Source organism: Alteromonas sp. ABH4_453, from assembly GCF_056160665.1.
In genome coordinates, this window is sequence record NZ_JBSWXP010000004.1 from 117,963 (window position 1) to 143,013 (window position 25,051).

The 25,051-nt window shown below is 45.3% G+C and carries 20 protein-coding genes and 1 riboswitch; of the genes, 11 read left to right on the forward strand and 9 right to left on the reverse strand.

Translation table 11 applies throughout. From position 1 onward, the window contains the following. Positions 1-248: 248 nt before the first annotated feature. The 4 genes from ACXAGV_RS09285 (at position 249) to ACXAGV_RS09300 (ending at position 4,990) form a co-directional block, all read left to right on the forward strand. Complete coding sequence (locus ACXAGV_RS09285; RefSeq protein WP_474853608.1) at positions 249-1,658, forward strand: CmpA/NrtA family ABC transporter substrate-binding protein; 1,410 nt, start codon at positions 249-251, stop codon at positions 1,656-1,658. A gap of 87 nt (positions 1,659-1,745) precedes the next feature. Continuing rightward, positions 1,746-2,741: an ABC transporter permease gene (locus ACXAGV_RS09290; RefSeq protein WP_474873010.1), complete on the forward strand. Its 996-nt coding sequence runs from the start codon at positions 1,746-1,748 to the stop codon at positions 2,739-2,741. 16 nt (positions 2,742-2,757) lie between these two features. Beyond that, positions 2,758-3,633 (forward strand): ABC transporter ATP-binding protein, encoded by an 876-nt coding sequence (locus tag ACXAGV_RS09295; RefSeq protein ID WP_474873011.1) that lies wholly within the window; start codon positions 2,758-2,760, stop codon positions 3,631-3,633. 136 nt (positions 3,634-3,769) lie between these two features. After that, positions 3,770-4,990, forward strand: a complete 1,221-nt coding sequence (locus ACXAGV_RS09300) for an alginate export family protein (protein WP_474873012.1) — start codon at positions 3,770-3,772, stop codon at positions 4,988-4,990. A 69-nt stretch (positions 4,991-5,059) separates the two neighbouring features. Here the strand turns inward: ACXAGV_RS09300 and ACXAGV_RS09305 are convergent, their stop codons facing one another. The 5 genes from ACXAGV_RS09305 to ccoG all read right to left on the reverse strand — a co-directional run bounded on the left by ACXAGV_RS09305 (position 5,060) and on the right by ccoG (position 11,530). Continuing rightward, positions 5,060-5,650 (reverse strand): HD domain-containing protein, encoded by a 591-nt coding sequence (locus tag ACXAGV_RS09305; RefSeq protein ID WP_474873013.1) that lies wholly within the window; start codon positions 5,648-5,650, stop codon positions 5,060-5,062. An 89-nt stretch (positions 5,651-5,739) separates the two neighbouring features. Then, on the reverse strand, positions 5,740-6,372 hold the full coding sequence (locus tag ACXAGV_RS09310) for a thiol:disulfide interchange protein DsbA/DsbL (RefSeq protein ID WP_334059125.1): 633 nt from the start codon (positions 6,370-6,372) through the stop codon (positions 5,740-5,742). Between the two features lie 365 nt (positions 6,373-6,737). After that, the gene (locus ACXAGV_RS09315; protein WP_474873014.1) at positions 6,738-8,660 is read right to left on the reverse strand and encodes a TonB-dependent receptor plug domain-containing protein; all 1,923 of its coding nucleotides are present in this window, start codon (positions 8,658-8,660) and stop codon (positions 6,738-6,740) included. Between the two features lie 90 nt (positions 8,661-8,750). After that, positions 8,751-9,015: riboswitch (cobalamin riboswitch) on the reverse strand. 104 nt (positions 9,016-9,119) lie between these two features. Further along, a complete protein-coding gene (locus ACXAGV_RS09320; RefSeq protein ID WP_474873015.1) occupies positions 9,120-10,103 on the reverse strand; it encodes a serine/threonine protein kinase in 984 nt (327 codons plus the stop codon). Further along, on the reverse strand, positions 10,100-11,530 hold the full coding sequence (gene ccoG, locus ACXAGV_RS09325) for a cytochrome c oxidase accessory protein CcoG (RefSeq protein ID WP_474873016.1): 1,431 nt from the start codon (positions 11,528-11,530) through the stop codon (positions 10,100-10,102). The genes ACXAGV_RS09320 and ccoG overlap by 4 nt, the downstream gene beginning before the upstream one ends. A 538-nt stretch (positions 11,531-12,068) precedes the next feature. Here ccoG and ACXAGV_RS09330 point away from each other — a divergent pair. Together ACXAGV_RS09330 and ACXAGV_RS09335 are read left to right on the forward strand one after the other, a co-directional pair. Next, positions 12,069-12,434 (forward strand): hypothetical protein, encoded by a 366-nt coding sequence (locus ACXAGV_RS09330; RefSeq protein ID WP_474873017.1) that lies wholly within the window; start codon positions 12,069-12,071, stop codon positions 12,432-12,434. Between the two features lie 106 nt (positions 12,435-12,540). After that, entirely contained in the window at positions 12,541-13,086 is a 546-nt protein-coding gene (locus ACXAGV_RS09335; protein ID WP_474873018.1) for a DUF3016 domain-containing protein, read from the forward strand. Positions 13,087-13,180: 94 nt separating this feature from the next. Here the strand turns inward: ACXAGV_RS09335 and ACXAGV_RS09340 are convergent, their stop codons facing one another. Further along, positions 13,181-14,941, reverse strand: a complete 1,761-nt coding sequence (locus ACXAGV_RS09340; protein WP_474873019.1) for an acyl-CoA dehydrogenase family protein — start codon at positions 14,939-14,941, stop codon at positions 13,181-13,183. Positions 14,942-15,288: 347 nt separating this feature from the next. Here ACXAGV_RS09340 and ACXAGV_RS09345 point away from each other — a divergent pair, with 347 nt between their 5' ends. Together ACXAGV_RS09345 and ACXAGV_RS09350 are read left to right on the forward strand one after the other, a co-directional pair. Next, on the forward strand, positions 15,289-16,080 hold the full coding sequence (locus ACXAGV_RS09345; RefSeq protein WP_474873020.1) for an SDR family NAD(P)-dependent oxidoreductase: 792 nt from the start codon (positions 15,289-15,291) through the stop codon (positions 16,078-16,080). 71 nt (positions 16,081-16,151) lie between these two features. Then, entirely contained in the window at positions 16,152-17,027 is an 876-nt protein-coding gene (locus ACXAGV_RS09350) for an amidohydrolase family protein (protein WP_474873021.1), read from the forward strand. A 70-nt stretch (positions 17,028-17,097) separates the two neighbouring features. On the opposite strand, the gene ACXAGV_RS09355 is transcribed toward ACXAGV_RS09350, so the two are convergent. The 3 genes from ACXAGV_RS09355 to ACXAGV_RS09365 form a co-directional block, all read right to left on the reverse strand. Continuing rightward, entirely contained in the window at positions 17,098-18,282 is a 1,185-nt protein-coding gene (locus ACXAGV_RS09355; RefSeq protein ID WP_474873022.1) for a mandelate racemase/muconate lactonizing enzyme family protein, read from the reverse strand. Positions 18,283-18,337: 55 nt separating this feature from the next. Next, positions 18,338-19,105 carry a class II aldolase/adducin family protein gene (locus tag ACXAGV_RS09360; RefSeq protein ID WP_474873023.1) on the reverse strand — a complete coding sequence of 256 codons (768 nt, stop codon included), beginning with the start codon at positions 19,103-19,105 and terminating at the stop codon, positions 18,338-18,340. A 65-nt stretch (positions 19,106-19,170) separates the two neighbouring features. After that, positions 19,171-19,551, reverse strand: a complete 381-nt coding sequence (locus ACXAGV_RS09365; protein WP_474873024.1) for an NUDIX hydrolase — start codon at positions 19,549-19,551, stop codon at positions 19,171-19,173. A 394-nt stretch (positions 19,552-19,945) separates the two neighbouring features. On the opposite strand from ACXAGV_RS09365, the gene ACXAGV_RS09370 reads away from it, so the two are divergent. The 3 genes from ACXAGV_RS09370 (at position 19,946) to ACXAGV_RS09380 (ending at position 25,019) form a co-directional block, all read left to right on the forward strand. After that, entirely contained in the window at positions 19,946-20,995 is a 1,050-nt protein-coding gene (locus ACXAGV_RS09370; protein WP_474873025.1) for an efflux RND transporter periplasmic adaptor subunit, read from the forward strand. A 13-nt stretch (positions 20,996-21,008) separates the two neighbouring features. After that, entirely contained in the window at positions 21,009-24,116 is a 3,108-nt protein-coding gene (locus ACXAGV_RS09375) for an efflux RND transporter permease subunit (RefSeq protein ID WP_474873026.1), read from the forward strand. A gap of 498 nt (positions 24,117-24,614) precedes the next feature. Beyond that, positions 24,615-25,019, forward strand: coding sequence for a type 2 periplasmic-binding domain-containing protein (locus ACXAGV_RS09380; RefSeq protein WP_474873250.1), 405 nt, complete (start codon positions 24,615-24,617; stop codon positions 25,017-25,019). Positions 25,020-25,051 lie beyond the last annotated feature (32 nt).

The following is a 25,051-nucleotide window of genomic DNA, read 5'->3' on the forward strand; positions in this document are numbered from 1 at the left end:
GAAGCTCCACCTTCTCCGGCATTTATGGCAAATGATAATAACAATAATAAAAGATGGTTTTTTAAGCTTAAGCTTTTAATTAACCTCCCTTTAAGATGAGGTGTGTGAGCGGGAATTCCTGACTTACCAACAACAACTTGATGCGTTAGTAATTACTCCGATGTTACTAACACGGCAACGAAGCCCACCGTGCTAGACATGTAAATGTCTATAGCTGGTGGGTTTTTTTTTGGCTACGAGGAACACGTATGACTGGGTTAAAGACAACATCATTACTAAAACGCTTTAGAACGGTGGGCGCGAGCGTTTGTGCTGCACTTGTCGTGTCTGTAGCAACATTTTCAACATCTGTTTCAGCACAAGCGCCCGCAGTAGGATGGCCAGAGAAAGAAGAACTGAAGTTTGGTTTTATTAAACTGACAGATATGGCGCCGCTTGCTGTGGCGTATGAGAAAGGCTTTTTCGAAGATGAAGGGCTTTACGTCACATTAGAAGCGCAAGCTAACTGGAAAGTGCTGCTAGATCGGGTTATTGATGGTCAGCTAGATGGCGCTCACATGCTTGCAGGTCAGCCCCTTGGCGCGACTATTGGTTTTGGTACGGAATCTCATGTAGTTACTGCGTTTAGCATGGATCTAAACGGCAATGGTATTACTGTATCAAACGAGATTTGGGAGAAAATGAAGGCGCACATTCCACAGGAAGATGGCAAGCCTGTACACCCAATCAAAGCTGATTATCTTAAACCGGTGGTTGATGAATACCGCAACGCCGGAAAACCTTTCAATATGGGTATGGTATTTCCTGTATCTACCCACAACTACGAGCTGCGTTATTGGCTAGCAGCCGGTGGCATTCACCCAGGTTATTACGCCCCTCACAAAGGTGATACTGCAGGCCAAATCGATGCACAAGCGCTATTGTCTGTAACGCCACCACCACAAATGCCAGCGACAATGGAAGCGGGCACTATTTATGGATACTGCGTAGGTGAGCCATGGAACCAGCAAGCGGTATTTAAAGGTATCGGTGTACCTGTAATTACCGATTATGAGATCTGGAAAAACAACCCTGAAAAAGTGTTTGGCGTAAGCCAAGGTTGGGCTGACAAGTATCCAAATACTCACATACGCGTGGTGAAAGCATTAATTCGTGCAGCAATGTGGTTGGATGAAAACGACAATGCTAACCGTCCTGAAGCAGTAAAGATTCTTGCTAAAAGCAACTACGTTGGTGCAGACGAAGACGTACTGGCTAACAGCATGACGGGCACCTTCGAATACGAAAAAGGCGACAAGCGTGACGTGCCAGACTTCAATGTGTTCTTCCGCTACAACGCTACTTACCCGTACTACAGTGATGCAATTTGGTATCTCACACAAATGCGCCGCTGGGGACAAATTTCAGAAGCTAAGTCTGACGATTGGTACAAAGAAACGGCCAAAAAAGTCTACAAGCCAGAAGTTTATGCCCAGGCTGCGAAAGCGCTTATCGCTGAGGGTAAAGCGAAGGCTTCTGATTTCCCTGAGTTTGGAACGGAAACAGGTTATAAGCCGCCTCAGAGCGAGTTTATTGATGGCGTAACGTTTGATGGAAGCAAGCCTAACGCTTACTTAGAGCAATTTGATATTGGTCTTAAAGGCGACACTGTTCTGTAAGTGTCTCGTAAAGTAGCCCCGTCCACCCTAAGGTGAAGGCGGGGCATTCAAAGCGCAATAGCGCACATTAAGTATCAGGAGCAAGCAATGAGCAAGATGACAACCATTCTTCGCCTTCCATCATCGCCGTCAAACGCAAACACTTTATTGAGTCGTTTTTATCAATCCACGCCTGCGTTGTTGCTGCCTGTAATCGGCTTGCTGATGTTTCTGGCCATCTGGAATGGCGTTGCAAAAAGTATCGATACATCGTTAGGGCAATTCCCAGGCCCAGCACAAGTTTTTGAACAAGCAGGGGCTTTAATTGACGAGCATATTGCCCAGCGTGAAAAGGCAGATGCCTTCTATCAACGCCAAGAAGAACGAAATGCAGCGCGTGTGGCGCAAGACCCTACTTATGAGCCAAAGATACGAGACTTTACCGGTGCACCTACTTTCTTCGATCAAATTTGGACTAGCCTTTACACGGTTATGGTTGGATTTTTTATTGCATCAGTAGTCGCAGTCCCATTGGGAATTTTGTGTGGTTTAAGCAAATCAGCATACACGGCCATAAACCCACTTATTCAGTTATTCAAGCCCGTTTCGCCACTAGCCTGGTTGCCACTAGTTACTATGGTAGTGAGTGCGCTTTATGTCAGTGAAGACCCGGCGTTTTCAAAGTCGTTTGTGACTTCTGCCTTCACGGTCTCGCTTTGCTGCCTATGGCCAACTCTTATTAACACAGCGGTAGGGGTGTCAAACATTGAAAAAGATCTTATTAACGTGAGCAAAGTGCTGCGTCTTACGCCTTTTGCGCACCTTACGAAAATAGTACTGCCATCTTCAATTCCAATGATTTTCACTGGGCTTCGATTATCGCTTGGTATTGGTTGGATGGTACTCATAGCAGCGGAAATGCTTGCCCAAAACCCAGGGTTAGGAAAGTTTGTTTGGGATGAGTTTCAAAACGGTAGTTCAGAATCCTTAGCCCGAATCATGGTGGCAGTATTAACTATTGGTGTCATCGGCTTTGTACTGGACCGTTTAATGTTATCAATTCAGCGCGCGGTAAGCTGGGATAAGTCGAGCGTATTACGCTAATTTTGAGGAGAAATTTATGCACACTAAACACTTAGAGTTAGAGCAGGTAGGTATCGACTTCCCCACTCCAAAGGGCCCCTTTACTGCGCTTCAAGATGTAAATCTAAAAATTAGTAAAGGCGAATTCGTATCACTAATTGGTCACTCTGGCTGCGGAAAATCGACAGTGCTGAATATTATCGCGGGTTTACACCAAGCGACTTCTGGAGGCGTAATATTAGATGGCTCTGAAGTAAAGCAGCCTGGACCAGAGCGCGCTGTAGTATTTCAAAATCACTCGTTATTGCCTTGGCTTACGGTATATAAGAACGTTGAGTTGGCGGTTAAATCCACCATGCGGGGCAAGAGTAAAGGCGAGATGCGCGAATGGATCATGCACAACTTAGAGCTGGTACACATGACCCACGCACTCGATAAGCTACCTAGTGAGATCTCCGGGGGTATGAAACAACGTGTAGGTATTGCGCGCGCGCTGGCAATGGAACCTAAAGTGCTATTGATGGACGAACCGTTCGGGGCGCTTGACGCATTAACTCGTGCACACCTTCAAGACTCTTTAATGGAAATTCATGCTGATTTGGGTAACACCGTCATCATGATTACCCATGACGTGGATGAAGCGGTATTGCTATCTGATCGCATCGTAATGATGAACAATGGGCCCGCCGCCACCATTGGTGAAATTCTAGATATTGAGTTGCCTCGCCCGCGTGATCGATTAGCACTTGCCGACAACAAACAATATAACCACTACCGACATGAGGTATTAACCTTCCTTTACGACAAACAGAAGAAGGTTGAAACCGTTACTTCCAGAACTAACAACGCAACATCAAAACCCAGCGGGGTGACATCTGAAAAAAAAGATATTAAAAAATCAGATGCTGCCTAGCACTATCGGCATCTGATAAGGGCGGTAGTTGTACCGCTCACAATTCATAACTCTTACATTTCAACCGGCATTTTAATGCTGGCTGGGTAAGTATTGACTAATAAAAAGCTAAAATCAAAATCGATAGGGAACACGCATGAACACGTTTAAAAAACTGAGCATTAATATGTTAGCTGCCTCTGTTATAGCAGTACTAGGCAGCAGCGCGATGGCTGCGGATATTCACACAGCGCTAAGCGACTCAAAGGCATGGGCAGACCTAAACTTGCGTTATGAGGCCGTAGATCAAGACAACGCGCTAGAAGATGCAAGCGCGCTAACGTTACGTACACGTTTAGGCTTTAGCTCGGGAAGTGTTAATGGTTTCTCATTTACCGCTGAGGTTGAAGACAGCCGCATTGTAATGGGGCAAGATGAGTTTACCGTAGGGCCTACTGGCTTCAATGTGGGTGAATACTCGGTTATTGCTGACCCTGAAACGACCGAAGTTGACCAAGCCTTTATTCAATACAAAACAGATGGTTTTACCGCCAAGGTTGGTCGCCAAGTTATTACGCTAGATGACCACAGATTTGTTGGTCACGTTGGTTGGAGACAGGACCGCCAGACCTTTGATGCCGTAAGCGCAAAATATGCGGCAACTGACAATCTAGAGCTTTTCTATAGCTATTTATATAAACGTAACCGTATTTTCGCCGAAGCCGCTGATTTAGATTCAAAAGATCATATCCTTCACGCTACTTATAAGTCGAAAATCGGTAAGTTTGTGGCCTACGCGTATTTATTAGAAGTAGATAATGATACAGACAATACACTGGATACGTATGGCGTAAGCTATGATGGAAAGATGAAAGGTGACAGCATAAATTGGGCTTATGGCGCTGAGTTTGCTACGCAATCGAGCGAAGCTGGCGCAGGAGAGGCAGCCACTGATTTCGACGCGTCTTACCTAAATGCCTATCTAGCCGCAACCTTCTCTGGTGTAACCGCTGAAGTCGATTATGAAGTACTAGGTTCAGATGATGGACTGTACGGGTTTGCTACACCTCTTGCTACTATGCACAAGTTCAACGGTTGGACCGATCAGTTTTTGGGGACACCAGCACAAGGCTTACAAGACCTGAAGTTTTCACTTTCTGGCGGCCTAGCCGGTGGTAAGTGGCTTTTGGCATATCATGATTTCAGCGCTGACGACAGCAGCAATGGTGTTGATGATTTAGGTAGCGAAGTTAATGTTCAATACACCAAAAAATTTGCGGGTAAGTACAATTTCGGTATCAAGTACGGTACCTACGACGCGGGCGATATAAAAGTAGACACTAATCGCTTTTGGATGTGGATTGGTACACGTTTTTAATTGCTATGCGAATTAACTCTCAGACCTAACCTAGCGTTATAGCTTCACGAAACTAGATTGGCTAAGTCGTTATTGACTTAGCCAGTCTTTTTCAACGGCAATATCTAGCTGTTGAGTAACATAGTCCCACAGTGCTGGCGCACAAGATTTTAAATGTGCATTTCGCGCTTCAATTTTCTCTCTTGCGATACCGTGACGCTTCCAGCTTCCTCCATTGTCTTTCATATTTTGAAATACAGGAAGTACTCGGTCCATGGCTTTAGCAAATTCTGCATCGGCAGTTTCTGCTGCTTCAAACTCAAGCCATAAATTGAGCAATTCGCTATCGAGTGGACTTGGTAATAAACCAAAAATGCGCTTTGCGGCCGCAATTTCCTTTTCAGCTTGCGCATCGTGATCGCTCTGCTCGTTAAATGCAAACATATCGCCAGCGTCAATCTCCACGATATCGTGAATAAGGATCATGCGAATAACTCGCGTGATATCAATTGGCTTGGCTGCATATTCACTTAACATGTTTGCCATTAATGCGACATGCCAGCTGTGCTCGGCGGAGTTTTCCTGACGGTAGTCATCACTTGGAAGCGTAATCTGGCGCTTCACCGCTTTAAGTTGATCGAGTTCACAGATGAATTCGGCAAAATCACTAACAGCATGCATGTCAAAAGGCTCTTGGGCGTAAAAATGGGCGCCTTGGCGCCCATTCAATTATTGAGGGTAAAATGTGAAGTGTAATTGATAAGAAGCAATTACTTCTGTTCTGATAACCACACGATAAGGTCAGCGATGTCATCAAAGGTCATATCAGAGGTAAACGTTGGCTGATATTTACCGTTGATAATAAAGCTAGGCACACCAGTTAGGTGTTCACGGTACTCATCGATTTGCTGTTGGTTTTTGCGAACCATGCTGTTTACGCCAAAGCTCTTCGCCATTTTATCAAACTCTGCACCGTCTACGCCGTTAACTACGAAGATGTTGCGAAGGTCTTTCAGGCCTGTGATAGACGCACGCTGTTTATGAATATAGTTGAAGATAGCGCCGTTCATTGCATCTTCTTGCTTCATTGCACGTGCAATAAGCATAGCTTTGGTAGCATCGTCCTGAACTTCTGGGCCGGTAAAGCGCATAAAGTTTACGTGTACTTTGTTGAACTTAGTACCGTCGCTTTTCTTTTCTTTAATTTGTGCAACGATTGGTTCAAATTGGAAGCAGTGGGGGCACCAAAATGAGAAGTACTCAGTAATTACGGGTTTATCTGTGGCTTCTTTATCAAGCACTTTATAGTGCGTGCCTTCTTTCCATTTAGACGCCGGCTCTTGAGCACAAGCTGTTAATGGCAAAAGCATTGCCATGACAAACATTACTGCAAACTTTTTCATGGATTATGATCCTGTATTAAAAAAACGATTATCAAAGTTGAGATTATCACAGCCTTATTCGCTTAACTAGGACCTGTTTCGCAACAAGGTCTTAGTACGCGATAAGGTTAACATTGGCTGCGATAGGATAAGCGATTGTCGCAGAATAAACCTCTTACTATGAATAGAATATGAATAACATTAACTGCGAAGGGGAGATCATAAGACGTGAGAAAGGGAACGATCTGACGCCTAGGTTAGCGGTAAAAGAGATGATAATAATTAGATGCAAAAACTACAGCAATACAATAGACGTGGAACTATTGAACGAAAAACGGCTACACCAAGATGTAGCCGGATAAATTGCTAGGCTAAGCCTAAATTAACTACATAGTATAGCTAACAGAAAGTAGCGCGCGACGCTCTTGACCCGCATAGCCCACAATGTCTTCATAGTCGGCATCAAATGCATTGTCGACTTTCAACGAGACCTGCCACTGACTGTCAATTTGATAACCGAAGTTAACGGTAACAAGGGTATAAGCTGAAAGCGCTAACGTTTGAGATGGCTCAGGAAATGGCGGGAAGAAAGTGTCGTAGCGACTTCCAGTGTAGGCCAGCTTAGTGTAAAAGCTGAACTTTTCTGTACCAAAGTCAGAGGTATAAGTTAACGAGCCTTGATGGCGAGCACGACGTAACTCTGTGCTTGTGATACCACTGTCAGTTTGTTCAGCGTCTAGGTAGCTGTAGGCGGCAGAAATGTCACCATAGCCACTGTCCCAGTTTAGCTCTACATCAACCCCTTCTCGTGAACTTTCACCATCGATATTATCCGCACTGAACGCACCTAAGTCAGAAACATATACAAAGCCGTTAATTTCATCTTCAAGGTCAGTAGTGTAAGCGCTGATTTGTGCAGACAGTGATTGCCAGTTTGCCTTAACGCCTACTTCCCATTCTTCACTGCTTTCGGGCTCAAGGTTAGGGTTACCTATAAAGCTCGCTGGGAAGTAACCAAAACGCTCGGTAAAAGTAGGGGTTTTAACGGCTTTACCATAGCTGGTAAAAACGGCGTAGTAATCGTTAAGTTGCCATGTGAGTCCGCCGCGATAACTTGCGGCGTTATCGAATTCACTATTGTTGTCGAACCTTGCGCTTAATGTTGCCGTTAGCGACTCGGTAAACTGACTGTTTGCTTCTGCAAATATGCTGTAGGTGTTGTCGTGTTGTTTTTGATTAGGATCGCCAAATACAATAGGGCCGCGCTGGTCAAAAAGACGCTGTAGATATTCAACGCCGCCTGCAAAATCCCAATTGTCGATGGTGTAAAAACCGGTCCAGTTTAACTCAATACGCTCACCCGTGGTGCCGCCTGTATCAGTACCCGATTCAGTATTATCGTTTTCATCCTTACGATAGTGTGCACTTAATGCCGAGCGGTAGCCTGTGTTTTCAGGGGCAAATTCCCATCTTAACTTCGCGCTAATTTGTGTGCCGTCAGTTACGTTGTCTGAATCAGCTGGCAGGCCGGTTATTACAAAGTCAGTACTATCATAGTCATTTTCATATTGAACAGTACGTAAATTCGCGATGAAGGTATGCTCGGTGGTGGCGGCATAATTAAGGTTTATGCCGGCAGTCATATTGTCATAGCCATCATCTTCGTTTCCAACGCGAGACACATTATCGCCGTCAGTTCTAATGTAGCTTGCATAGGCAGACACCCCCACATTATCGCTTTGTGAGCGCGCATTCATGCTGCCCTGCAACGTACCTTGTGTGCCAACGCCAGCAGAAAAATCTACGTAGGAAATATTGTCGGCAAACTGGCCAGATTTAGTGGTAATGCTTAATACACCACCAATTGCGCCGCTTCCCCACCTTGCACTTTGCGGACCGCGAAGTAGCTCAATGCGCACTACGTTGGCGCTAGTTAGGTGAGCAAGGTCAACCAGGCTTCCTTGGCCTACGTCGTTGGCAACAACGCCATCAATTAAAACAAGTAGATGGTTGGTTTCACCGCCGCGCACGCGCAGCTCTGTTAAGCCACCAGGACTGCCTGACTGAGACAAGCTAACGCCCGGTAGGCCGCGAATTAGTTCGGTAAGTTGAAGTGAGCCCGACGCTTTAATGTCGCTTTCAGTTAGCACCGATACTGAACCAGGAAGTTTGGTTAACGAAATAGGCAAACGCGTGCCTGTTACTGTTAAGGTTTCAATATCTTGGTCAGAAGTTTGAGCAAAGGCAGGTGTGCTTAAGCACGAAATAACTGCAGCGCTAAGGGCTGCTTTAGTAAAATGTGTACGCATGGTTTTTATGTTGTCTTTGATGCGCTCCACCCGAGCACATGATTAGGGAAAGTGCACGTTTTTGCTTAATTATGGATGTGAGCAAGCAAACGACACCATGAAGTACAGGCCGGTATCCGGGCTTACTCACCAATACCGATAAGGTAGTGGCTCTTTTGCCTTCCCATCTAGTGGCGTTTAATTGCGCTGTAGCGCGTTAACGTATAAATGACAGTGGCGCAAAGAAAAGAAAACGACAATGCGTTGAGTTTACCGTTGCGGGGGCAGCATCAGCCTTTCACTGATTTCCCGTTTAACTTTTGTCACTTAGGTTGTAATGGATAGCGACAAAAGCACCTACACAGCGCGAGTATATAGAACTTAAAAAGTGATAGCGAATACGGTTTCTTATACCTTACGCCTTTTCGAAATGCATTAAAGCACCGAAAAAGCGCTCTGTTAAGTCATGTGAAAGTTGAATCAGTAACCCAATTTGAGCGGGGGCTCTTGGAGTGCAGATAGCTGTTCTTTAAGGGCAAGTATTTGGCCTTCCCAGTATTTATCTTCAGCAAACCAAGGAAATGCCCGAGGGAACGCAGGGTCTTCCCAACGACGAGAAAGCCATGCCATGTAATGCACCATGCGCATTGCGCGAAGGGGCTCAATAAGTGGCAACTGTGCAGTGTCAAACGGGTGAAACTCTTCGTATGCTTCAACCAAAGTATCGAGCTGCAAAAGCTGTTGTTGGCGGTCGCCGCTTAGCATCATCCACAAATCTTGGATAGCAGGGCCCATGCGGCAATCATCTAAATCAACGAAGGTCGGACCGTCGCGCCACAGTATATTGCCTGGGTGGCAGTCACCGTGAAGTCGAATACTAGATGTTGGCTTATACGCTTTTTTCGTGGCATCAATAACGGGGTTAAGTATGGCAAAAAATGCTGTCTTTAAATGCTCTGGCAAAAGTGTACTTTGCGTAAGCACCTGCTTCGGTTCATCGAGGTAACTTTCAATATCAATCGAGGGGCGATGTGCAAACCCTTTAGCATGGGCCACGCGGTGAATACGGCCAATGAAACGCCCCATCCATTCGAGTTGATCAAGGTTGTCATTTTCGAATTGCCTGCCGCCTACCGAAGGAAATAACGCAAATCGATAGTCAGTTTCGGCCACGGTGTGGTGATGCAGCGTGCTGCCATTGAGAGAAATGGGCGCAGCCAATGGAATTTCGTTATCGATTAGCTCTGCAGCAAACGCGTGTTCTTCAAGAATTTGAGCGTCGGTCCATCGACCTGGGCGATAGAATTTTGCTACATAGCGCTGACCGTCTTCAGCCAAAAACTGATAGACGCGGTTTTCATAACTATTTAGTGCTAGCAAACCGCTTTGAAGAAAAATGCCCTGACTTTCCAGGGCATCTAATATGGTGTCTGGGCTAAGCCCAGAGAATGAAAAATCTGTCATCGATAAAGGAACTTAGTTGGCTCATCAACAGTAACCGTTTCCCCATCAATTGTGGTGGTTACACTGATAAAAATATCGGTAACCGTATCTTCCAGATTATAGGCGTCAGTTGCAACTGAAATTGGCGTGCTATACACCGCACCGCCTTCAACTGTTACAGTTTGCTCACCTATATACTCGTAGTCAGGCAGACCTTTTACAGCAATAGAGTAGGTTTGGGTTTGCTGTGTTTTGTTAAGTACTTTTATTGTATAGACGTTCTCAATTAGCCCTTCATTCGTTTCGCGGTATAGGGAATTTCTATCGCGGATAATGTCGACTTCGGTGGGGCTGCGCATCCAAATATTAGCGAATAGCAAGCCGGTCATAACAACAAGTACGACAAAATACCCAATTAATTTAGGGCGCAATATATGAGTTTTACCGCCAGCAAGTTCTTCTTCCGAGGTAAAGCTTATCAGGCCTTTGGGATAGCCCATCTTGTCCATAACGCCGTTACAGGCATCAACACAAGCACCGCAGTTGATGCATTCGTATTGAAGGCCGTTGCGAATATCGATACCGGTAGGGCAGACTTGAACACATAAATTACAGTCAATGCAGTCACCTAAGCCTTTTTCCTGCACCTGTTCGTGACTGAGCTTTCGAGGGCGTGGGCCGCGCTGTTCGCCGCGTTTTGCATCGTACGATACGGTGAACGTATCTTTGTCGAACATGGCTGACTGGAAACGTGCATAAGGACAAATGTGCGTGCACATAATTTCACGCATATAGCCTGCATTACCGTAGGTACAAACTGCAAAAAAAATAACAGAGAATCCTGCCCAGAAACTGGTATTTAATGTTACAAAATCAACAAACAGTTCATCAATTGGCGTGAAGTAGCCAACAAAAGTTAAAGCAGTGAGCAGTGCTACTAATACCCAAGCGGTATGTTTCGCCGTTTTACGCAAAAACTTATCTGCATCCATTTTACGCGCATCTAGCGCTATACGTTTATTGCGCGGGCCTTCGAACTTCTCTTCGAACCAAGTATAAATGTATACCCAAGTTGTTTGAGGGCACATAAATCCGCACCACACACGACCAGCGAAAGTGGTGACAAAGAATAGTGCAAAGGCGGAAACAATGAATATATAGGCCAGTAAAGTGAGGTCTTGAGGCCATAAGGTTAGTGAGAATATAGTAAATCGCTGCTCGCCAATATCAAGCAGCACGGCTTGGTGGCCGTTGTACTGAATCCACGGAATGATGGCGAAAAGACCCAAAAAGAAGAGGCCAAACATGCGTCTAAAGGTCTCTAAAGGGCCTTGTACTGCTCGCACATAAATACGACTACGAGAATCGTGGCGTTTTCCCTCAGGTGTGCCCTTGGGTTTATGTACTTTTACCGGCGTGACGGTCTTTACCGGTATTTGTTCATTCATAACTTAACCTTATGTGACGTAACAAACTGCCTGTGCAGTATAACTGCGTTCAACACGTCATATTTAATATAGATCAATAATGCGACGTATGGTCTACCTTTTTAAAGTTTCAGTCAATACTGAAACTTCAGAAGGTTTTCCATTCATTTGGTTTTAACGAGGTGTAATAGAGTTTTGATGTAAAACTTTACAAACAGCTGTTGCAAGCTAACTTACAAAATGTCAGATATAAATGTCATATTCGCGGCAATTTAAGTTGCGAGCAATCAGTCGTTCAACGTGAATTGAGACTTTTAAGGTTTGTAGATCAAAGCCTAACCGTCCCTATATATACCAGCGTATAGATTACTGTATTTATTCACAATCAGTTATCGAACTACTATTAACGCCAATATTATGGTTATTTAGCGCCCAAATCATGTACAGTGGACGTTGTTATAATGTAATTTGGCAAAAAAATTGAGGGCATATTGTGTCTCAATCCGCCCCATTTGGGTGCTATTTGTTGTGAACGTTCGCCGAAATTAGCTGAGAAGTCATGTTTAGGTTCTTTATTATCGCTGCTGAAATTATTGTTTTAATAATTGTGCTGCGATCTCCTTTTGTTCAGTATCTCTTTGAAGATATTCAAAACTCTGTTTCCGACTGGCTGGTGTCTATCGCCACTCTTCCAGAGCGCAAAGAACTGCAAAGTTTACAAGATAGAATAAATATACAGCTTAGCCCTTTAAAGCCATACCAGCAGAGTTACGTTAAACAAATCACAGCCGATAGCGCTAGCGTGAAACGTTTCCACCACACCTATTGTGAGAATGACGATATAAACCCAAATTTTACGGGAACTAAACGCGCTAAGTTATGCCTAATCATTAAGCAGTCGCCAGTTATGCAAGTTGCACAATGACATGAGCCTTTTTGTAGGAAATATGCTGCGTTAATAGCGCTAAATTAATTTCTCTCGTCACGCTTGCTAACCCGAAGTTAAATCGACTGAATTTAGGAGCATGAAAGTGAATAAATTACGTACTTTTTCTTGTTTAAGTTGCGCCGCAGCAATAGGGCTTCTTGCCGTTTTTGTTCCCACTCAAGCCGCTGAGGTTAAAATTACGTGGGAAGAGCCGGAGTCTTACAGTGATGTGAGGCCGACTAACGAATCTCGTAAACGCTTTCGAGAGCGCACGTTAAAAGAGCTCGAATCGCATATCGTTGAATTAGCCAGTGAATTGCCAGAATCGCAGGTATTGTCTATGACGGTAACGAACGTTGATTTAGCCGGCCAAGTGTGGCCGAGTCAATTTGTGGGATTTGGCAACGGCGCAGGCAGCGACGTGCGTATCATTAAGCGCATTGATATTCCTAGAATGACATTTAGTTACTCGTTAGCTAATGCCGACGGTCAAGTCATTTTAAGCGGTGAAGATGTAAAACTTAAAGATATGGATTTTATGGAATCGAATATACGTCGCAATCGAACGGAATCGCTATCCTACGAAAAAGCCATGCTTAACGATTGGTTTTCAGATACGTTTTCAACACAAGTAGCGGCGAACGACTAACGCATTCGTTCAAATCACAATAAAAGAGGTCACATATAGTGACCTTTTTTGTGTTTATAACCCTCATTTTACGGGCTATAAAAATACAAGCTACCTACAGATAGTCAAACTCATTACCTGATATTGCGAGCGTGCTTTCAGGGCCAGCTTTGTATGCGGCTTTATGCGCATCGCGACGTACTAAGATACGTTCCATGTAAAAGTCACGTGTCTTCATCTTAGACGCTGCAAGTACCGCGTTACCTGAAGCTTGTGCTTTGTCGGCCATGCTGTACCACAGCACACCAATCAACGAATAAGCGCTGTACGCTAGGTAATCACAAGCAGCTGCCGCAGCGGTAGTGGCATCCATACCTAAGCAATCGGCTGAAGATGCACGCCAGTCATCAAGAATACCTTGAGCCAGACCCTTCGCCTCACTGTCTTGAATGTCGCTAGCTAAAGCATTAAACGCATTATAGGTCGCTTCCATCATTTGACCGCCGTCTCGGGTAAGCTTACGACCAATAAGGTCTAGCGCCTGAATACCATTGGTGCCTTCATATAACATAGCAATGCGCACGTCGCGCATAAGTTGTTCCATACCCCATTCACGAATAAAGCCGTGACCACCAAATACTTGTACACCTAGGCTGGTGGTCTCAAGGCCCATATCCGTCATAAAAGCTTTACAGATAGGCGTTAAAAACTGAAGTATCTTGTCGGCATCTTCTTTTTCTTGACCTTCACCAAGCTTCTCAACGTCCATAAACTTGGCATAGAAAAGTGAAAGCGCACGACAGCCTTCAATCAGTGATTTCTGCGTAAGTAACATACGCGCTACGTCAGGTTGAAAGACGATCGGGTCTGCTTTGCCTTCTGGATTTTGAATACCCTGAGGTGCGCGAGACTGAACGCGTTCGCGGGCATAGGTCAGCGCGCCTTGGTAAGAGGCTTCTGCCGCCCCTAAACCTTGCAGACCTACTTGGAAGCGTGCATCGTTCATCATGGTGAACATACATGCCAGGCCTTGGTTTTCTTCACCAACAAGGTAACCCGTTGCACCGTCAAAATTCATCACACAAGTCGGGCTCGCTTTGATCCCCATTTTGTGTTCGATGCTTCCCACTGACAAGCTGTTCGCCTCGCCAGGCTCATTGCTGGCATCTGGAAGGAACTTGGGCACTAAGAATAAGCTGATACCCTTAACGCCTTTAGGGGCGTCAGGTAGACGAGCTAGAACAAGGTGAATAACGTTCGAACTCCAGTCGTGATCACCTGCGGTAATAAAGATCTTATTACCAGTGACTTTATAGCTGCCGTCGCCTTGTGGCTCAGCTTTGGTACTAAGCAAGCTCAAATCTGTTCCTGCGTGAGGTTCGGTCAGGTTCATGGTACCTGTCCACTCACCGCTGATTAGCTTAGCAAGGTAGATATCTTTTAATTCTTTACTGGCGTGCTTAGTAACCGCAAGTGTTGCGCTTTCAGTAAGCATGGTGGTTAAACGCCAGCTTAAGTTCGCCGCGTTTAGCATTTCGTGAACAGGCACAGCCATGGTGTACGGCAAGTCTTGCCCGTCGTACTCGGCAGTACCTAGCATTGCATTCCAGCCGTTAGCAACATATTCCTGATAGGCATCAGCGAAGCCTTTAGGCGTGGTAATGCTGCCGTCTTTTAGCGTACAGCCTTCTTCATCGCCTTCACGGTTAAGAGGGGCAACCACATCCAAAGCAAACTTTGCACCCTGTGCAATAATTTCGTTGGCAAGTTCGCTATCAAAGTCGCTGATACCGAGCTTTTCGTAGTGAGCATCAAGTCCAAGCCAGTCTTTTAACAAGAACTGAAAATCAGTCGTAGGGGCGTGGTACAGAGGCATGGAAGACTCCTTTTTCAAACAAGTGTTTTAATTTTGTCTATTATAGTCACAAAAAGCGTAGTCCGAATAGTCCGTTAAAGGAAAGTTAATAATAAATTTGGGTGATGTGGGTAATGATCTATACGGACTGATATGAGAGAAACACATAGGTTTACCAAGGCTCGTTGACTTTTAATGTGCAGCAAAGGTCATACAGGCTCTGGTGATGATGCCTGACGCATTGATGTTAATATAGAAAAGTGAACTCAAGTGGTAAGCTCGCTTGCAATTCAAATTCTCACTGGCATGCTTAGCCTACATTGAAATAACCCGTTCACATACGCACAAGCAACACGGTACATAAAAACATGAATTCAGAAAGCGCGAAGAAAAACCTTAAACATAGCAGTGATGATGCGCAGCTCCCTGTTTGCATTGTAACGGGGGGAAGCTTGGGTATCGGTTTTGCGGTATGCAAGTTGTTTAGCCAAAACGGTTATCAAGTCATTAATTTAGATATCAGAGATTTTGAAGAAGCGTTACCTAATGCTGTTTGGAAGCCGTGTGATGTAAGTGTTGTGCGCAATATTGAAGCCGCGGTGAGTGAGGTTATTCGTTCTTATCAACGTATAGACGCATTGGTGTGTAATGCCGGTATACATGTTTCGGCAACCATTGAAGACACTGATGAAGCGCTGCTTGATAAGGTAATAAACTTGAACGTAAAAGGGGCGTATGGCGCGATTAAGTCTTGCCTGCCAACCATGAAAGAGCAGGGCAGCGGCGCGATTGTGGTGATGGGCTCAGATCAGTCCTTTGTTGGAAAGCGCAATTCGTTCGCCTACGGGGTCAGCAAAGGTGCGTTGGCGTCTATGGCGAAAACCACCGCACTTGATTACGCACCCTATAATATTCGCGTTAATGCGGTATGCCCGGGTACCATCGAAACACCGCTATTTCACAACGCCATTGATAATTACGTGGCACGTTCTGGGGCAGATAAAAATGAAGTAGTAGCCGAAGAAGCCGCTGCGCAGCCTATTGGACGTTTGGGCCAGCCTGAAGACGTAGCTGAACTGACTTATTTCCTATGCAGCAACAAAGCGTCGTTCATCACGGGCAGCTTGTATGCGGTGGATGGGGGCTACACAGCACAATAGATGGACTGAATAGAAAAGCAACGCGAAATGCCTTATCAGCAATAGCATAAACCAAGGTTTTAAAGACAAAGATGAGCAAGCCTTCAATCACTTGGATAGACCCTCATATCCACTTTTTTGCCTTAAACGAAGGGCACTATGATTGGCTAAAGCCTGCCAATGCCCCCTTCTGGGCAGATAAAAAAGCGATAGCAAACCATACTACAGAGCACATGCTCTATCGCGCTTCGTTAGGGCAGTTAGGCGGTTTTGTTCACATTGAAGCGGGTTACGATAACGAAAGGCCCTGGCGTGAAATTGCGTTCTTGGAGCGTCATTGTACGTTGCCATTTGGTTCAGTTGGGTGTATCGACTTAACAGGAAATAATGTTGGCAGTCATATCGACAAGCTAAAGCGGTACCACTCAATACGTGGGCTTCGTCACATATTAGATGACGATGCTAAAGTACTTTTACGCACCCCTAAAGTTAAATGGGGGCTTCATCATATGGCGTCGCAAGGCTTGTCTTTTGAAGCGCAGTTAAATCTTGCAGATAGCAATGCTGTGCATGCGCTGCTAACGGTATTAGAACAAACACCCTCGCTAAAAGTGGCTGTAAACCATACCGCAATAGCGCCGATTGATGTAAATAGCTTTGCGTTTAAGACGTGGCGGCAGAATATTCGTGACTTGAATGAAACGCAGCAAGTTGTGTTTAAGTTCTCGGGATTAGAAATGCAAGATCGCCGTTGGCTGTGGTCGCGTGCGTCTTATATTTTTGAAACCTTGTTAAGCACAGTTGGCACAAATCACATTATGTTTGCCAGCAACTTCCCGCTGTGTCAGTGGCGAATGCCGTATGCCGCGCTTTGGCAAGGGTTCATTGATATGACAACGCCGCTTTCTGTAACGCAAAAAGCGGCGCTGCTGTACGAAAATGCGAAGCAGTGGTACGACATCGCATAAAGTTAGCTTAGTTGAGCTGCTGAACTAGCCTCGGGTTTATTGCCTTCAATAAACCCATTGAGTTTCAGTTTTATTTAAGCTCAGTTACCGTCATGTGCGGCGAGCGATAAACCACCTCATCGTTTAGATCGATACCAATTCCCGGTGTGTCAGGCGCTTCAATGAAGCCGTTTACTGGCTGAGGATCTTGAATGCAAAGTTCACGGTTCCAGTCTTTAATAGCGTAGGTATGGTGCTCGTGAATTAAAAAGTTTGGAATAGCCGTTTCTAAATGTAGGCTTGCGGCTGTCGCAACAGGGCCTCCGCAAACGTGAGCCTGAATACGTACATCGTAAATGTCGGCATAGTCACACACCTTTTTCGCTTCGGTGAAACCGCCACAAAGGCCAACGTCAGGTTGAAGTACATCAATAGATTGGTCTTCAAGGTAAGGACGAACATCCCAGCGGTGGTACAAGCGCTCACCGCCCGCAATAGGCACATTCACGCTCTTCGCTACTTTGTCGTGAAGCTTCGAGTTAAGGTAATTCACTGGCTCTTCGTAATATAGGCAGCCAATTTCTTCAACGATGTCACCCAGCTGGATAGCCGTTGATGCACCTAATAAGCTGTGACATTCAAAGATGATGTCGCCATCTTCGCCCATTGTGTCTCTAATTGCCTGAAGGCGGGCTTTGAAAAGTTTAAGCTCGGGCTTAGTGAACAGTTTGGTTCTGTCGAAATGAGTGTTGCCATCTTTATCGTAAACGATGGGGTCAACTTTAACCGCATCATAACCATCTTTAAGTGCTTTTTCAGTGGCGCGAGCATAGTCTGCGGGGTCATTTAGCTTGGTTACTTCTTTGTCCCAATCAAACTGTAGCTGGCTGGCGTAGCTACGAAGCTTGCCATTAGTTTTGCCACCCAGTAATTCGTAAACCGGTAAGCCAAGCGCTTTGCCTTTAATGTCCCAAAGTGCAGTATCAATAGCGCTCATCGCAGCATAAATAACCGGGCCGCCGCCTAATCCCCAAAAACCTTCGCGCAGCATTCTCGACCACAGTAGTTCAGTGTGAAAAGGGTTAAAGCCAATTAGCATGGCTTCGGCAATTTCTTTAATCATGTGTGCAGCGGCGCTATGGCCCCAGTCATAAGCAAGCCCAGCTTCACCTACTCCGTTAATACCTTCGTCGGTGTAAACGCGCACGAAAACTGGGTTCCACTGAGGGCGCTTAGGGCATTCGATATCAAAAATTTCTACTTTGGTGACTTTCATAATGTATAAACAATTCCTGTTTGAAATAAGTTGGCGTTTAGCTGACTAAGCTAAATTATTCGCAAAAGCCCGGGTCTAGTTTGTAAGCTTTGCGAAGCATGGCAGGCCATGCTTTTTGTCCGCCTGTTTCGCCGCTGTGAACCACATTAGCCTGTGCGTATATGCCATCAATAATGCTTTGCGGTATCTCGATAACCTCTTCATTAGACTGCATCAGGGCAAGCTGAATTTCGCACGCTCGCTGCAAATCGTAAAAGCGCATAAAGGCGTCGCCAACGGTGGGGCCAAGGGTTAGACCGCCGTGATTAGGCAAAAGCATATGGTTAGTGTCGCCAAGGTCGTCCTGCAAACGTTTCTTTTCACTATCATCAACGGCTAGACCTTCGTAGGCGTGATAAGAAAGTGAAGGTAGCGAAAACATCGAATACTGGCTCCAGGGCTTAAGCCCGCCTTTAACCGACGCGACTGAGATTGTGGCTAGTGTATGCAGGTGGATAACGCAATGGGCATCGTGGCGCACTTCGTGGATAGCACTGTGAATGGTGAAGCCAGCGGGATTAATACCGTAAGGTGTATCGTCAAAGATGTTACCCTCTAAATCGACCTTAACCAGGTTAGAGGCGGTAACCTCGTCAAACGTCAGGCCAAAGGCGTTAACCAAGTAATGATCAGTGCCTGGTACCTTAGCTGAGATATGCGTGTAAATAAGGTCGCCCCATCGCATATCTGCCACTAACCGATAGCATGCTGCTAAATCGACACGAGTTTGCCATTCTTGTTCAGATACTTTGCCTTTAAGGCTTAAGGTTGGCAGTGAAAACAAGCCACTTCTCCTGTTTGTTTTATAGCGACAATTTACCAATACCCGCAACGATGAACAATGCTTTGTCAGCGCTGCTTTATATCGAATTGGGTATAGCCATCACGCAAGGGAATAAGATCGTCTGCAAACCTCAACGCATCGTGGTCTAGCCTAAACGGATCTGCTTTAACCAATCTTACTACCTCTAGTTTTGCCCATGATGGTGCATCGAAGGTGTCAGGAAGGCGTTCAATGCCAGCGTCTACATCGCAACCAAATATGACTAAGCCGTTAGAGGTCGTCGAGAGATACGCGCTAACTTCTACATTGAACCCAGTTTCTTCCCATGTTTCCCGGTGAGCGGTACAGGCAAGTGATTCATTCTTATCCGAGGTCCCGCCCGGAAAGTCTAATTTGCCAGACAGTCGATGTTCTACCATCAGTACCTTGTTGCCGGTTTTTATCAAACAGGCTGCGCCAGACAAAGATATGTTTGTACTCGCACCCGAGTGAAAGCTTTCTGATAAAAGCGCATCAGAAACGCGGCACATTGGAGAGGAGGGGAAGGGTTGTGAACATGCAAAAAGCGTTAAAACAGCAAATATAGCTGATAAGCGAAATAAGATGACCATTGATTTGGGTAAAATACTCAAGCGTTAGTTTGTAATTATTGTAAAAGCAATCAAAATTATCACGCTGACTCTACGCAAAAATAACACAACAAACAATAATAAAGCGGTACACAAAACAATGTTTGGGAAAGCTTACGTTTAACGTAAAGCGAATTTGTGTACTTGAGTATTCGTTGAGCGCTAAAAAAAACAAGCTTAATGGAATATTCTCTTATCAATAGGAAAGGCTATGTCTTCACGATTTTCGTTATCGCCCTTGTTAGTTGGCGCGGTGCTGCTTGCTGGCGTCGTGGCATATTTAAATATGCCCCAGGAAGAAAGTAAAAATAACGCTGGCGTAAGAGCCACACCTGTGAAAGCAGGGGGGGTGTCGTCTCAAGCATTTCCTATTACCATCGAGTCACTCGGTACGGCTACCGCGAACGAGTCGGTAAATATCACCGCACAAGTTACCGATACGGTAAAAACAATAAGCTTTAATGATGGCGATAAAGTCGTAGAGGGCGAACTTCTGGTGCAGCTCAACAACACAGAAGAGCGGGCTAGAGTTGAAGAGCTAAAGGCAAATATTGATGAAGCTAAACGTCAGTTTACCCGTATAGCTGACTTGCGCCAGTCAAATGCAACGTCTGAACAACTTCTCGACGAACAACAAGCCCGAGTGAAAGCGCTACAAGCCCAGTTAGACATTGCCTTGGCTCAGCTCAATGACCTCCAAGTTCGCGCGCCATTTAGTGGGTTTTTAGGAAACCGTGAAATCAGCATTGGTTCACTAGTACAGCCCGGAGACACCATTACTAGTTTAGACGACATTAGCCTCATCAAAGTTGACTTCAGCGTAGCTGAAAACCACCTTGCAAGCGTAGCCAAAGGGCAGTCGGTTAGTGCATCCTCAGTGGCTTATCCTGGGGAAGCATTTACGGGGAAAATCACCAATATCGACACACGCCTTGATCCCATTAGTCGCTCCATTCGCGTGCGCGCAACCATTGACAATCAAGACGGGCGCCTTCGCCCGGGAATGTTGCTTACAGTGGTGGTTGAAAAACGTGTTCTTAACGCCTTAGTCCTACCGGAAAAAGCACTAGTTCCAGTGCAAGATAAGCAATATGTTTATGTGGTTAAAGATGATGTTGCCCATCAAACAGAAGTGAAAATAGGCGAACGCCGCCCAGGGCTAGTGCAAATTGTTAGTGGGTTGAATGAAGGGGATGAAGTGATAACCGAAGGTACACTTCGCGTGCGCGATCAGTCTCCAATTAATGTGTTAAACCGCTAGGAGGCTCGCAGTCATGCTATTGTCAGACGTTTCTGTGAAGCGCCCGGTTTTTGCAACCGTCATCAATCTACTGCTGATTATTTTTGGTATCGTCGCTTTTTCTATGTTGAGTTTGCGTGAGTACCCAGACATTGACCCACCTATTGTATCAGTAAGCACAACCTATACGGGTGCCTCCGCTAATATAGTTGAAACACGCATTACTCAATTACTAGAAGACAGGATCTCTGGCATTGAGGGAATTAAAAACGTTACATCCACATCTCGTAATGGTCGCTCAGACATTACTATTGAGTTTAAGCTTTCTCGTGATATTGACGCAGCTGCCAATGATGTGCGAGAGCGAGTAAGCCGCGCGCTCAATAACCTGCCAGACCAAGCTGACCCGCCTGAAGTGTCTAAAGCAAACTCAGATGAAAGTGCCGTGGTGTGGTACAACCTTAGAAGCACAAACCTTAATACTATGGAGCTGACAGATTACGCAGAACGTGTATTAGTAGATAGGCTATCGATTGTTGATGGCGTGGCCCGCGTGCAAATTGGCGGTGGTAGACGCTATGCCATGAAAGTGTTTTTAGACCGCAATGCTATGGCGGCGAGAGGTATAACCGTAAGTGATGTCGAGCAAGTTATACGCGCTGAAAATGTAGAATTACCGGCAGGAGAAGTAGAGAGTACTGACCGTAACTTTGAAGTCCGTGTAGCACGCACCTTTCTTACGCCTGACGATTTTGCAGCGCTGACTGTTGCAGTAGGAACTAATGGTTATCTTGTGCGACTTGGAGAGATTGCGAATGTTGAGTTAACCGCCGAAGATGACGAAACCGAGTTTCGTGGTGATGGCGTTAACATGATAGGACTTGGCATAATCAAGCAGTCCAAAGCCAATACACTAGAAGTAGCCCGCGCGGCAAAAGCGCAAATTGAAAGAATAGAAGCTACCTTACCTGATAACATCTTTATCGTGCCTAGCTATGATTCGTCGGTCTTTATCGAGGCGTCGATTGACGAAGTGTATGAGACACTGGGGATAGCGATGCTGATGGTAGTAATCGTGATTTACCTTTTCTTGGGCAATATTCGCGCAACGCTAATCCCGGCAGTGACTGTGCCTGTCTCCATTATCGCAGCATTTATCGTGATGTATGCGCTGGGCTTCTCAATTAACCTGCTTACGCTACTTGCTATGGTGTTAGCCATCGGCCTTGTGGTGGACGACGCCATAGTGGTACTCGAGAACATTTATCGGCGGATAGAGATGGGGGAACCGCCTATTTTAGCAGCCTATCGAGGTGCTAAAGAGGTAGGGTTCGCCGTCATTGCCACCACGCTGGTACTGATTTCTGTATTTGTGCCTCTCGTATTTCTTGAAGGGAATATTGGCAGGCTATTTACCGAGTTTGCATTGGCAATCGCAGCAGCTGTAGCATTTTCAAGTTTCACAGCCCTCACGCTATCACCCATGATGGCGTCGAAAATACTTAAAAAGCGCCCTCGTTCTTCTGGTTTTGGGAGCTGGATGGATAAACGTTTTTCACAACTTGAAGCAGGTTATTTTAATACGCTAGGCAAAACACTCCATCAACCCATTCTAATGTTACTTTTACTAGTAATTGCGGTTGTAGCGTTAGTTCAGCTTTCAGAGAAAGTGCCAAGTGAGTTTGTGCCTAAAGAGGACAGAGGCAACTTTTTTATCTTGATGAATGCGCAAGAGGGCGCAAGTTTTGAGAGCAATGCGAGAAACCTCGAACAAATCGAAAGCATTCTAATGCCCTATCGCGAAAGTGGTAAAATTAATCGTCTGTTGGTGAGAACACCTGGATTCGGAGGAAATGCGGGGATTGCGATAGTTGGCTCTGCAGACTGGGACGAACGAGATTTCAGTACATTTTCTTTAATGGATGAAATTAGTGCCAAGCTAAACAGTGTACCTGACGTCCGTGCTTTTGCGATTATGCGTAGCGGTATATCTGGAGGTGGACTAGGTCGCCCCGTTCAGTTTGTTCTACAAGGAGACACCTACGAAAACCTAGTTGAGTGGCGCGATACGGTAATACAAAAAGCCGCGCAAAACCCAGGCCTGATTCGTCTAGACTCTGACTATAAGGAGACGTCACCCCAGCTGTTAGTAAATATAAATCGCGACCGAGCAGCAGACTTGGGCGTATCAATTAGTGATATTGGCGGTACGTTAGAGGTCATGCTAGGACAGCGCAGAGTGTCGACTTTCCTCGATAGAGGGGAAGAATACGATGTCATCATGGAAGGTATAGAGGAAGATTTTCGAAGCCCTAACAGCATTGAAAATTTATATGTACGCTCTTCTCGAACCGGTGAACTTATTCCCATGGATAACTTGTTAACGTTTGAAGAGCAAGCTACGTCAGCGCAGCTCAATCGTTACAATCGAATGCGTGCTGTGACTATATCGGCGAATCTGGCAGATGGCTATACATTGGGAGAGGCGCTCGCATACTTAGAAGATATTGTCGCCACTGAATTGCCTGATAATGTATCTATTGATTACAAAGGTGAGTCACAACTGTATCAAGAAGCGGGTAATTCATTTATTTATGTCTTTATGCTGGCGCTTGCAGTGACTTATTTAATATTAGCAGCACAGTTTGAGAGCTGGGTGCACCCCTTGGTTATTATGCTCACCGTGCCGTTGGCTCTGGTAGGTGCCTTCATAGGGCTGTTTTTTAGCGATATGACGATTAATATCTACAGTCAAATTGGTTTGGTTATGCTTATTGGTCTTGCCGCGAAAAATGGCATATTGATAGTAGAGTTTGCTAATCAGCTTCGCGATGCGGGTATGGAATTTGAACTAGCACTCAAGCGTGCTGCCGCACAGCGTCTGCGGCCTATCGTTATGACAGGGTTTACAACTGTGTTTAGCTCTTTGCCTCTGGTACTTGCTTCAGGGCCTGGCGCTGAGAGCCGAATGGTGATTGGTATGGTTATATTTTCAGGTGTGCTTGTTTCGGCATTTATGACCCTATACGTTGTTCCCACAGCCTATAGCTGGCTTGCAAGAAATACGGGCTCTCCAATGCAACGAACTAATGAAATCAAAGTACTAGAAAAAGCGATTCCTTACGAAAAAGGTGAGTCATAAGAATTTGGTGGTAGGGTAATGGTCGTCTTTTAAACTCTCGCCAGCGCAAGTTGGTGTGAGTTTAAAAATGCCAGGTATCTTTTTTCATACTCTTATATAGGTTCTCATCACTTCTATTGTGACGTCTTATTTTCTTAAGTTACTGTTTTTGTTTGGTTAGTTTTTTCTTCCCTTATCGAATTTAATTTTTCTATCAGCATCTATAAGTGTTAAAAGTATGCATTAGACAATTGTATAGTTGTTTAACTTTCTACTTTCACTACACTGCGCGCATTCCCCAGGCGCTTATATAAGCTATTAATTTATATAAGATAAATATTTAAAGCTCAAAGTGGCGAATATTGGATTTGTGACCAATACTTACACCGTTGTAAATGTTCGGACACACAAGCACCTGTTTGCTTCATATCGCCCAAACACGCAAATGTCGTTTTAGACGTGTTCAAAGAAAGTGAAGGGCGATGGGCTAGCACTCACACAGACTTCAGAGGACATATGATGAAAAAATGGATACTTGCCGCCGGACTGTGCTGCAATGTTGCGATTGCTGATGTAGCAGTCATCGTGCATCCTAGCAATGGCGACTCACTAGATAAAGATAGTATAAGCCGACTTTTCTTAAACAAAGCAAAAGCATTTCCAGGCGGTACAAAAGCAGAGCCTATCGCGTTATCTGAAGGCCAATCTGCCACCGACGAATTTAACGGCAAAGTATTAAATAAGACTGCGGCGCAGCTTACCGCGTTTTGGTCAAAACTAGTATTTACCGGTAAAGGTCAACCACCAAAAGCTCTGGGTAGCGATGCAGAAGTTGTATCTGCAGTAGCAGGAAACCCTGGCGCAATTGGTTACGTCGACGCTGGCGCTGTTAACGACAGCGTACGAGTAGTCGCTACCTTTTAACTGACCGTTTATACAAAGAATTTAAGGAACAC

Bases quoted from the DNA above. Each gene is read 5' to 3' on its own strand.
- ACXAGV_RS09285 (WP_474853608.1), top strand. From the start codon at position 249: ATGACTGGGTTAAAGACAACATCATTACTAAAACGCTTTAGAACGGTG.
- ACXAGV_RS09320 (WP_474873015.1), bottom strand. From the start codon at position 10,103: ATGACAGATTTTTCATTCTCTGGGCTTAGCCCAGACACCATATTAGAT.
- ACXAGV_RS09300 (WP_474873012.1), top strand. From the start codon at position 3,770: ATGAACACGTTTAAAAAACTGAGCATTAATATGTTAGCTGCCTCTGTT.
- ACXAGV_RS09345 (WP_474873020.1), top strand. From the start codon at position 15,289: ATGAATTCAGAAAGCGCGAAGAAAAACCTTAAACATAGCAGTGATGAT.
- ACXAGV_RS09310 (WP_334059125.1), bottom strand. From the start codon at position 6,372: ATGAAAAAGTTTGCAGTAATGTTTGTCATGGCAATGCTTTTGCCATTA.
- ACXAGV_RS09370 (WP_474873025.1), top strand. From the start codon at position 19,946: ATGTCTTCACGATTTTCGTTATCGCCCTTGTTAGTTGGCGCGGTGCTG.
- ACXAGV_RS09375 (WP_474873026.1), top strand. From the start codon at position 21,009: ATGCTATTGTCAGACGTTTCTGTGAAGCGCCCGGTTTTTGCAACCGTC.
- ACXAGV_RS09350 (WP_474873021.1), top strand. From the start codon at position 16,152: ATGAGCAAGCCTTCAATCACTTGGATAGACCCTCATATCCACTTTTTT.
- ACXAGV_RS09355 (WP_474873022.1), bottom strand. From the start codon at position 18,282: ATGAAAGTCACCAAAGTAGAAATTTTTGATATCGAATGCCCTAAGCGC.
- ACXAGV_RS09380 (WP_474873250.1), top strand. From the start codon at position 24,615: ATGAAAAAATGGATACTTGCCGCCGGACTGTGCTGCAATGTTGCGATT.
- ACXAGV_RS09305 (WP_474873013.1), bottom strand. From the start codon at position 5,650: ATGCATGCTGTTAGTGATTTTGCCGAATTCATCTGTGAACTCGATCAA.
- ACXAGV_RS09290 (WP_474873010.1), top strand. From the start codon at position 1,746: ATGAGCAAGATGACAACCATTCTTCGCCTTCCATCATCGCCGTCAAAC.
- ACXAGV_RS09330 (WP_474873017.1), top strand. From the start codon at position 12,069: ATGTTTAGGTTCTTTATTATCGCTGCTGAAATTATTGTTTTAATAATT.
- ACXAGV_RS09315 (WP_474873014.1), bottom strand. From the start codon at position 8,660: ATGCGTACACATTTTACTAAAGCAGCCCTTAGCGCTGCAGTTATTTCG.
- ACXAGV_RS09295 (WP_474873011.1), top strand. From the start codon at position 2,758: ATGCACACTAAACACTTAGAGTTAGAGCAGGTAGGTATCGACTTCCCC.
- ACXAGV_RS09340 (WP_474873019.1), bottom strand. From the start codon at position 14,941: ATGCCTCTGTACCACGCCCCTACGACTGATTTTCAGTTCTTGTTAAAA.
- ccoG (WP_474873016.1), bottom strand. From the start codon at position 11,530: ATGAATGAACAAATACCGGTAAAGACCGTCACGCCGGTAAAAGTACAT.